The sequence below is a fragment of the Aeromicrobium sp. REDSEA-S32_B7 genome (genome assembly GCF_001626145.1).
Classification (GTDB): Bacteria; Actinomycetota; Actinomycetes; order Propionibacteriales; family Nocardioidaceae; genus Aeromicrobium; species Aeromicrobium erythreum.
Genome location: NZ_LUNF01000191.1, coordinates 1 through 8,374 on the forward strand (window position 1 = coordinate 1; position 8,374 = coordinate 8,374).

General features: G+C 73.4%; 9 protein-coding genes. 7 read left to right on the top strand and 2 right to left on the bottom strand.

Annotated elements, in window-relative coordinates; translation table 11 throughout:
- Nucleotides 1-682: DUF3027 domain-containing protein (locus A6Q79_RS13050; protein ID WP_317698587.1), on the top strand; the 682-nt coding region annotated here is incomplete at its 5' end.
- 18 nt (nucleotides 683-700) lie between these two features.
- On the opposite strand, the gene A6Q79_RS13055 is transcribed toward A6Q79_RS13050, so the two are convergent.
- Nucleotides 701-1,105, bottom strand: a complete 405-nt coding sequence (locus A6Q79_RS13055; protein WP_236749741.1) for a DUF2530 domain-containing protein — start codon at nucleotides 1,103-1,105, stop codon at nucleotides 701-703.
- 92 nt (nucleotides 1,106-1,197) lie between these two features.
- On the opposite strand from A6Q79_RS13055, the gene A6Q79_RS13060 reads away from it, so the two are divergent.
- From A6Q79_RS13060 to A6Q79_RS13070, 3 genes are all read left to right on the top strand, one after another.
- Nucleotides 1,198-2,289, top strand: a complete 1,092-nt coding sequence (locus A6Q79_RS13060) for a YncE family protein (protein WP_286690055.1) — start codon at nucleotides 1,198-1,200, stop codon at nucleotides 2,287-2,289.
- Nucleotides 2,290-2,366: 77 nt separating this feature from the next.
- Nucleotides 2,367-3,806 (top strand): NCS2 family permease, encoded by a 1,440-nt coding sequence (locus tag A6Q79_RS13065; protein ID WP_286690054.1) that lies wholly within the window; start codon nucleotides 2,367-2,369, stop codon nucleotides 3,804-3,806.
- Between the two features lie 22 nt (nucleotides 3,807-3,828).
- Nucleotides 3,829-4,353, top strand: coding sequence for a gamma carbonic anhydrase family protein (locus A6Q79_RS13070; protein WP_286690053.1), 525 nt, complete (start codon nucleotides 3,829-3,831; stop codon nucleotides 4,351-4,353).
- Nucleotides 4,354-4,482: 129 nt separating this feature from the next.
- On the opposite strand, the gene serC is transcribed toward A6Q79_RS13070, so the two are convergent.
- Nucleotides 4,483-5,592 (bottom strand): phosphoserine transaminase, encoded by a 1,110-nt coding sequence (serC, locus tag A6Q79_RS13075; RefSeq protein WP_286690052.1) that lies wholly within the window; start codon nucleotides 5,590-5,592, stop codon nucleotides 4,483-4,485.
- Between the two features lie 101 nt (nucleotides 5,593-5,693).
- Here serC and A6Q79_RS13080 point away from each other — a divergent pair, with 101 nt between their 5' ends.
- From A6Q79_RS13080 to A6Q79_RS13090, 3 genes are all read left to right on the top strand, one after another.
- Nucleotides 5,694-7,562, top strand: coding sequence for a methylmalonyl-CoA mutase family protein (locus A6Q79_RS13080; RefSeq protein WP_286690051.1), 1,869 nt, complete (start codon nucleotides 5,694-5,696; stop codon nucleotides 7,560-7,562).
- On the top strand, nucleotides 7,559-7,681 hold the full coding sequence (locus tag A6Q79_RS13085) for a hypothetical protein (protein ID WP_317698588.1): 123 nt from the start codon (nucleotides 7,559-7,561) through the stop codon (nucleotides 7,679-7,681). Before A6Q79_RS13080 ends, A6Q79_RS13085 begins: the two co-directional genes overlap by 4 nt.
- A gap of 49 nt (nucleotides 7,682-7,730) precedes the next feature.
- A partial coding sequence (locus A6Q79_RS13090; protein WP_317698589.1) for an SLC13 family permease occupies nucleotides 7,731-8,374 on the top strand: 644 nt, incomplete at its 3' end.

Consider the following 8,374-nt stretch of genomic DNA (forward strand, 5'->3'; position numbering starts at 1 on the left):
GCTCGAGGCCACCGACGAGTCGGCCGTGGGCGAGCACCTGAGGGTCGTCGACGACGGCGAGCGGCTCGCCACGCACCTGTTCGCCTGCACCGGCCCCGGCTACCGCGGCTGGACCTGGGCGGTCAGCCTGTCCGCGGGTGTCGAGGACGACGCGGTCACGGTCAACGACGTCGTCCTGCTGCCCGGCGACGACGCCGTAGTCGCGCCCGCCTGGACGCCCTACCGCGACCGCATCAAGCCCGGCGACCTCAGCCCCGGCGACGTCCTGCCGCCCGAGGAGGACGACGCGCGCCTCGTGCCCGCCTGGTCGGCCGGCGACCACCTCGACACCGTCGACCGCGCCTTCGCACGCGAGGTCGGCCTGGGTCGTGCCTGGGTGCTCTCCCTCGAGGGGCGCGACCTCGCTGCGCAGCGCTGGAACGACGGTGAGCAGGGCCCCGACAACCCCATGACCAAGCAGGCCCCGGGCACGTGCGACTCCTGCGGCTTCCTCGTCAGCCTCGCCGGACCGCTCTCCGACCGGTTCGGCGTGTGCGCCAACGGCTCGGCGAACGACGACGGTCGCGTCGTCGCCCTCGACCACGGCTGCGGCGCGCACTCCGGCGCGCGGCTCAGCCGGTCCGCCGGTCCGCAGAAGCTGCCGCCGCCGGTGTGGGACACCGTCGACGTCGACGAGCTCTAGCCGCCCGTCGGGCTCTCGTCAGCCGTCGCGGCGTCGGCCGGGCTGGTGCCGCAGGGCGTTGCGACGCAGTCGGCAGTACTCGATGCCGAGCAGGCCGAGGCCGAAGCCGGCGATCGCGGTCCAGAGCCACCACGTGCGGCCCTGCTCCTCGAGCGTGCCCAGGAACGGGACCAGCGCCACGGCCACCACGCCCCAGAGGATCGTGCCGACCGTCATCGTGCGGACGCCGTCGAGGTCCATCGGCTCGACCTGGGCGACCTTGTGCGTCGTGCGGCCGATCTCGAGCTCGGTGACCTCCGGCCGGCCCAGCTCGTGGCGGCGTGCCGCGCGCTCCAGACGTTCGCGCTCGCGGTGCCCGAGCTTGCGCTCGACCGTCTCCGGGCCGTCGCCGTCGCGCAGCGTCCACTCCGACTCGTCGCTCACCGGACCAGGGTAGCGTTCCCGTCCGGGCGCCCGCCGGCCCGTGACGGACCGCACCCGTGCGTCCCCTGCGGGCCGCTGGGAGGATGGAACCGATGAACCCCCGTCGTCGCCGGCTGCTGTTCCCGGCCCTCCTCGTGGTCCTGCTGGTCGTGGCCGCCGTCGTCTCGCTCGCGCGCGACGCCGACGCCCGCCCGCTGGATCCCTCCAGCCTGGGCGCCCTGCCGGCGCCCGCGACGCTGTCGCGCGCCGACGACGAGACCGCCGCGGCGGCCCGGGTGGTCAGCACCGTGCGCGACCCTCGCATCTCGGAGTCGAGCGGGCTGGCCGTCAGCGCCGTGCACGACGACCTGGCCTACACCATCAACGACTCCGGCAACGCCGACGTCGTCTACGCGGTGCGCATCTCCACGGGCGAGGTCGTCGGCACGACCACGGTCAGCGGGACGCCGTGGGTCGACACCGAGGCCATGACCCTGCACGACGGGAAGCTCTGGATCGGCGACGTCGGCGACAACTCCGCCCAGCGTCGCGACACCGCGATCTACGCCATCGACGAGCCCGGGCCGGGCACGCACGCCGCGCGCTCGACCCGCTACCCGGTGGGCTACTCCGACGGCCCGCACGACGTCGAGTCGCTCGCCGTCGACGGCGACGGCCGGTTCCTGCTCGTGACGAAGGACCTGCTGTCGGGCCAGGTGCTCCGCTTCCCGGACGCGCTCTCGACGCAGCGCACCAACGTGCCAGAGCCCGTCGGCGACCCGACCCTCCTCATGGCGACCGACGCCTCGACCAGCCCCGACGGCCGCTACGTCGTCGTCCGCAACTACATCGCCGCCGCCGTCCTGAACGCCTCGGACCTCTCCCTCGTGCGCACCGAGGCGCTGCCCGAGCAGCCCCAGGGCGAGACGCTCGCCTTCGAGCCGTCGGGTGGCTCCTACCTCATCGGCAGCGAGGGCAGCCCCTGGCAGCTGCAGCGCGTCGGCTTCTCGGCCGAGCGGGCCGGCGCCGCCGTGCCGTCGGCCACCCCTACGCCCACGGCGACGACGCCCGCCGCCGCGACGACGCCCAGTGCACCGGCGCCGACCGAGCTGGGCCGCCCCTGGTTCGCGGTGGCCGTCGGCGGTCTCGCGGTCCTGCTGCTCGCCGCGTTCGGCGTGTGGATCACGCGCCGCGACGACGACTGAGCCGGTCCCAGCGACCGGACGTCCACGAGACGGGGACGGCTCGGGGCCGGACGCCGCGGTCTGGCATGCTGCGGGCCATGACGACCGTGCTCGAGCGCCACTTCAAGATCGCCGCCCGCGGCTCCAGCGTCGGCCGGGAGGTGCGTGGCGGGGTCGTCACGTTCCTCACGATGGCCTACATCATCGTGCTGAACCCGATCATCCTGGCCGGGGTCCCGGACGCCGACGGGAACTTCCTCGGCGGCGGCAGCGAGCCGGGGTCGGGCTTCACGACCATCGCCGCGTGCACGGCCCTCGCCGCCGGCGTGCTGAGCATCCTCATGGGCGCGGTCGCGAACTTCCCGCTCGCGATCGCCACCGGCCTCGGCCTGAACGCCTTCGTCGCCTACTCCGTCGCGTCGCAGATGACGTGGGCCGACGCGATGGGCCTCGTCGTCATCGAGGGTCTCGTCATCCTCCTGCTCGTGCTGACCGGCTTCCGGAAGGCGGTCTTCGACGCCGTCCCCGCGCAGCTCAAGACAGCCATCGCCGTCGGCATCGGGCTCTTCATCACGCTCATCGGCCTCGTCGACGCCGGGTTCGTGCGCACCACCGGCAACGCCGCGCCGCCGATCGGGCTCGGCATCGGCGGCGAGCTGGCCGGTTGGCCCGTGCTCGTCTTCTGCCTCGGCCTGCTGCTCATGATCGCGCTCCACGCGCGCGGCGTGCCCGGCGCGATCCTCATCGGCATCCTTGCGACCACCGTGCTCGCCGGTGTCGTGCAGGCGATCACCGACACCCCCGACGGCGGTGGCGATCCCACCTCCAAGGGCTGGAACCTCAACGTCCCGTCGCTGCCCGACACCATCGTCCAGACGCCCGACTTCAGCCTGCTGGGACAGTTCTCCCTGCTGGGCTCGTTCGAGCGCGTCGGCGTCGTCGCGGCGTCGCTGCTGGTCTTCACCCTCCTGCTCGCCGACTTCTTCGACACGATGGGCACGATGACGGCCATCGGCGCCGAGGCCGGCCTGAACGACGAGGGCGGCTCGCCCGAGGGCGCCCAGCGGATCCTCGTCGTCGACTCCATCGCGGCGGCCGCCGGCGGTGCGGCGGGCGTCTCGTCGAACACGTCCTACATCGAGTCAGCGGCGGGCGTCGGCGACGGTGCGCGCACCGGACTGGCGAGCATCGTCACCGGGGTGCTGTTCCTTCTGGCCACGTTCTTCGCGCCGCTCGTGCAGCACATCCCGAACGAGGCCGCCGTACCCGCCCTCGTGCTCGTCGGCTTCCTCATGATGTCGCAGGTGACGGGCATCAGCTGGGACGATCCCGACATCGCCATCCCGGCGTTCCTCACCATCGTCCTCATGCCGTTCACCTACTCCATCACCGCGGGCATCGGCGCCGGCTTCATCGCCTGGGTCGTGCTGCGGGTGACGCGTGGCCGGATCGCGTCCATCCATCCCCTCATGTGGGTCGTGACGGCGCTGTTCGTCATCTACTTCGCGATCGACCCGATCACCCGCTGGCTGACCTGACACGCTGGCTAGGGTCGGGGTCATGCTGATCGACCTGGGTGACGACCGACGTCCGCGCGTGGCCGAGACCGCCTTCGTAGCCCCGAACGCCACCCTGGTGGGCTCCGTGCTGCTCGAGGAGGGTGCGAGCGTCTGGTACGGCGCCGTGCTGCGGGCCGACAACGAACCGATCACGGTCGGCCCCCGCTCGAACGTGCAGGACGGCTGCGCCTTCCACGTCGACCGCGGTCATCCCGTGGTGCTCGGCGAGGGGGTGTCGGTCGGCCACAACGCCGTCGTGCACGGCGCCACGGTCGAGGATCACTGTCTCGTCGGCATGGGCGCCGTCGTCATGAACGGGGCCGTCATCGGCAGCGAGTCGCTGGTGGCTGCCGGAGCCCTCGTGACCGCCGGCATGCAGGTGCCGCCCCGTTCGCTCGTCGCGGGCGTACCCGCCAAGGTGCGCCGTGAGCTCAGCGACGCGGAGGTCGAAGGGTTGCACCGCAACGCCCGCATCTACGAGGAGCACCGCGAGCTGCACCGCGGCGCCACCGTCGTCGCCCCCTGACCCACCCCTCCGTCCGGTGCGCGTTTGCGTGGGGCCCCACGCAAACACGCAGATGCGGGCGATGTTTGCGTGGGGCGGAGCTGGTTTGCGTGGGGCCCCACGCAAACAGGCTCGGGTGCGGGGGGCTCGTCAGAGGCGCTCGACGACCCAGTCGATGCAGGCGGTGAGGGCGCTGACGTCGTCGGGCTCGACGGCGGGGAACATGCCGACGCGGAGCTGGTTGCGACCGAGGCCCCGGTAGCCGTCGAGGTCGACGACGCCGTTCTCGCGGAGGACGCCCGTGAGGTCCTTCTGCGAGACCGACGCGTCGAGGTCGATCGTGCCCACGACGAACGAGCGTTCGGTGGGGGCGGTGACGAACGGCGACGCGAACGTCGAGGCCTCGGCCCACTCGTACAGCCGCGCGCTGGAGTCGCGCACGCGCCGTGCCGCGAAGTCCATGCCGCCCTGCTCGTTCAGCCAGCGCACCTGCTCGTCGAGCAGCACGAGCGTGGCGACGGCGGGCGTGTTGTACGTCTGGTCCTTGCGCGAGTTCTCGATCGCGGTGGGGAGGTCGAGGAAGGCGGGCACGTAGCGGCCCGAGGCGGCGATGCGCTCCGCACGCTCGACGGCGGCGGGCGACATGACCGCGATCCACAGCCCGCCGTCGGAGGCGAACGACTTCTGCGGCGCGAAGTAGTACACGTCGGTCTGCGCGACGTCGACCGACAGGCCACCGGCCGCCGACGTCGCGTCGACGAGGACGAGGGCGTCGGGGTCGGCGTCGGGCACGCGCTCGACCGGCACCATGACGCCCGTCGAGGTCTCGTTGTGGGCCCAGGCGTACACGTCGACGTCGGGGTTCGCGCGGGGGAGGGGGTGCGTCGACGGCGCCGACTCGAGCACGTCGGGGTCCTGCAGGAACGGGGCCCGCGCGGCGGCCGTCGCGAACTTGCGGCTGAACTCGCCGTGCACCAGGTGCTGGCTGCGACGCTCGACCAGGCCGTGCACGGCGGCGTCGAAGAAGGCGTGGGAGCCGCCGAGGCCGAGCACGACCTCGTAGCCGTCGGGCAGCTCGAGCAGGTCGCCCAGACCACGTCGCACGGAGGCGACCACGTTCTTCACCGGCGCCGCCCGGTGCGACGTGCCGAGCAGCGACGACCCCGTCGCGGCGAGCGCCGCGAGGGCCTCGGGGCGGACCTTCGAGGGGCCCGAACCGAATCGTCCGTCCTGGGGCAGCAACCTGGCGGGGATCTTCACCACCCCATCCTCTCAGCCCTCCCAGGGCTGCTCCAGCCCGCCACCGTCGGGTTCGTCACATGAGGTGGCCGGGCTCACACGCCCGCCCTACGATGCCCCCTATGGCATCCGACCTCGGCTCCGGCGTGGGCCCCGAGGCAACGGTCGCTGTCCCCCTCGCCGACGGTGTCGCCCCCGACGTCGCCGCCTGGGAGAAGGCCACCGCTGCTGTCCTGCGCAAGACCAAGAAGCTCGCCGACGACGCCCCCGACGCCGACGTGTGGGGTCTGCTGACCCGCCGCACGCTCGACGGCATCGGCGTGACCCCGCTGGGCACCCCGGCCCTCACGGCCGACCTGCCGGAGACCGGTCTCCCGGGCCAGGCGCCGTTCACGCGCGGCAGCGCGGCGACCCGCGAGCTCGACGGCTGGGACGTGCGGGCCTGGTTCACCGACCCCGACCCCGACGTCACCGCCGAGCAGGTCGTCACCGACCTCGAGAACGGTGCCAACTCGCTGTGGCTCAGCGTGGGCGACGGCGCCGTCCCGACCAGCGCGCTCGCCCGCGTCCTGGAGCCGGTCTTCGTCGACCTCGCGCCCGTCGTGGTGGAGGACCCGACCGACCCGCTCGCCGCCGCCCAGGCGCTCGACGCCGTGCTCGACGACAAGGCCGTGGCGCCCGCGCCCGGCACCAGCTACGGCGCCGACCCGCTCGGCGCGCACGCCCGCACCGTGCTGGGCATCGGCCTGGAGGGCGCGGTCACCGACCCCGCGGTGGCCGTCGAGGTGGCGCACCTCGCGCAGCGTCGCGGCGCGCGCGGCATCGTCGTCGACGCCACCGCCGTGCACGACGCCGGCGCGTCCGACGTGCAGGAGCTCGCCTACAGCCTGCTCGCCGGTGCCGCCTACCTGCGGCTGCTCGTCGAGGCCGGCCTCGACGTCGACGCCGCCGCCGACCAGCTCGACGTGCGGCTCGCCGCCACCGACGAGCAGTTCCCGACCATCGCGAAGCTGCGCGCCGCCCGCCGCACCTGGGCCCGGCTCCTCGAGCTGAGCGGTGTCGCCGAGACCGGACGCGGCCAGCGTCAGCACGTGGTCACGTCGCGGCCGATGATGGCCTCCTACGACCCGTACGTGAACATGCTGCGCACCTGCGTGGCGACGTTCGCCGCCGGCGTCGGCGGTGCCACGAGCGTGACCGTGCTGCCGTTCGACGAGCCGCTCGGCCTGCCCGAGGCGTTCAGCCGGCGCATCGCGCGCAACACGTCCAGCCTGCTCATCAGCGAGTCGCACGTGGCGCGGGTGACCGACCCCGCCGGCGGCTCGCACGCCGTCGAGAAGCTCACCGACGACCTCGCCCGCTCCGCCTGGGAGCTGTTCGGCGAGCTCGACGCCGCCGCGTCCGACGGTGGTCTCGTCGCGGCGCTGGAGGTCCTGTGGCCCAAGGTCGAGCAGACGGTCTCCGACCGCGCCCTCGACATCGCCCGCCGCAAGCGTCCCGTCACGGGCGTCTCGGAGTTCCCGAACCTGCACGAGGAGCTGCCGCAGCGGCGCCCGTACGGCCGCACCCAGCCGGTGCTGCGGTACGCCCGCGAGTTCGAGGCCATGCGCGACGACCGCGCCGCGCAGCCCGTCTTCCTCGCGACCCTCGGCCGCGTCGCGCAGCACACCGCGCGCGCGACCTTCGCCGCGAACCTGTTCGCCGCCGGCGGCATCGACACCGTCACCGCCGGCGCGACCGACGGCGTCGAGGCCGTCGTCGAGGCCTACCGGCAGGCCGACGCCCCCGCCGTCGTCTGCCTCGCGGGCCCCGACCCGCTGTACGCCGAGTGGGGTGGCGACCTCGTCGCGGCCCTGCGCGAGGCCGGCGCGCGCCACGTGGTGCTCGCCGGCAAGCCCGAGAGCGTCGACGCCGACGTGGACGACTCCTGCGCGGTCGGGCTCGACGCCCTGGCCTTCCTACGCCGCACCCGAGAGGAAGTGACGGCATGACGATCCCCGCCTCGTTCGCCGGACTGCCGCTGGACCCCGACGAGCCCGGCGTCCGCGTCGACGTCCAAGCCACCGTCGAGGCCCTCGTGGCCACGGTCGCCCGCGACCTGAACGCCTGATCACCCCCACCACGCAGAAGCAACCTCAGAGAAGCAGGAGCACCACCCCATGACCGAACTCGAGCTGACCTGGGAGCTGCCGACCGCCGGCCTCCTCGGGCTTGCCGCCGCCGCTGTGGCGGTGCTGCTGGTGCTGATCATCGGCGCCCGCGTGCACGCCTTCCTCGCCCTGGTGCTCGTCAGCGCACTGACCGCGCTGGCCGCGGGCGTCCCGTTCGAGGCGGTGGTGCCCACCATGCTCTCGGGCTTCGGCGGCACGCTCGCCTCGGTCGCGCTGCTCGTCGGCCTCGGCGCGATGCTCGGGCGGATGCTCGAGCTCAGCGGCGGCGCCCAGGTGCTGACCGACGCGCTGGTGCAGCGCTTCGGCGAGGACCGCGCGCCCCTGGCCCTGGGCATCGCCTCGCTGCTGATGGGCTTCCCGATCTTCTTCGACGCCGGCCTGGTCGTGATGCTGCCGATCATCTTCGCCGTCGCCCGCCGCCTCGGTGGCTCGGTGCTGACCTACGCCTTCCCGGCCGCCGTCGCCTTCTCGGTCATGCACATCTTCGTCCCGCCCCACCCCGGTCCGGTCGCCGCGTCGGGCCTGCTCGGCGCCGACGTCGGCCTGGTGGTCCTGCTCGGCCTGCTCATCGCGATCCCCGCCTGGATCCTCGTCGGTCGCGTCTTCGGCGGCTGGGTCGGCCGCACCTACGA

Bases quoted from the DNA above. Each gene is read 5' to 3' on its own strand.
- A6Q79_RS13060 (WP_286690055.1), top strand. From the start codon at position 1,198: ATGAACCCCCGTCGTCGCCGGCTGCTGTTCCCGGCCCTCCTCGTGGTC.
- A6Q79_RS13085 (WP_317698588.1), top strand. From the start codon at position 7,559: ATGACGATCCCCGCCTCGTTCGCCGGACTGCCGCTGGACCCCGACGAG.
- A6Q79_RS13080 (WP_286690051.1), top strand. From the start codon at position 5,694: ATGGCATCCGACCTCGGCTCCGGCGTGGGCCCCGAGGCAACGGTCGCT.
- A6Q79_RS13070 (WP_286690053.1), top strand. From the start codon at position 3,829: ATGCTGATCGACCTGGGTGACGACCGACGTCCGCGCGTGGCCGAGACC.
- A6Q79_RS13065 (WP_286690054.1), top strand. From the start codon at position 2,367: ATGACGACCGTGCTCGAGCGCCACTTCAAGATCGCCGCCCGCGGCTCC.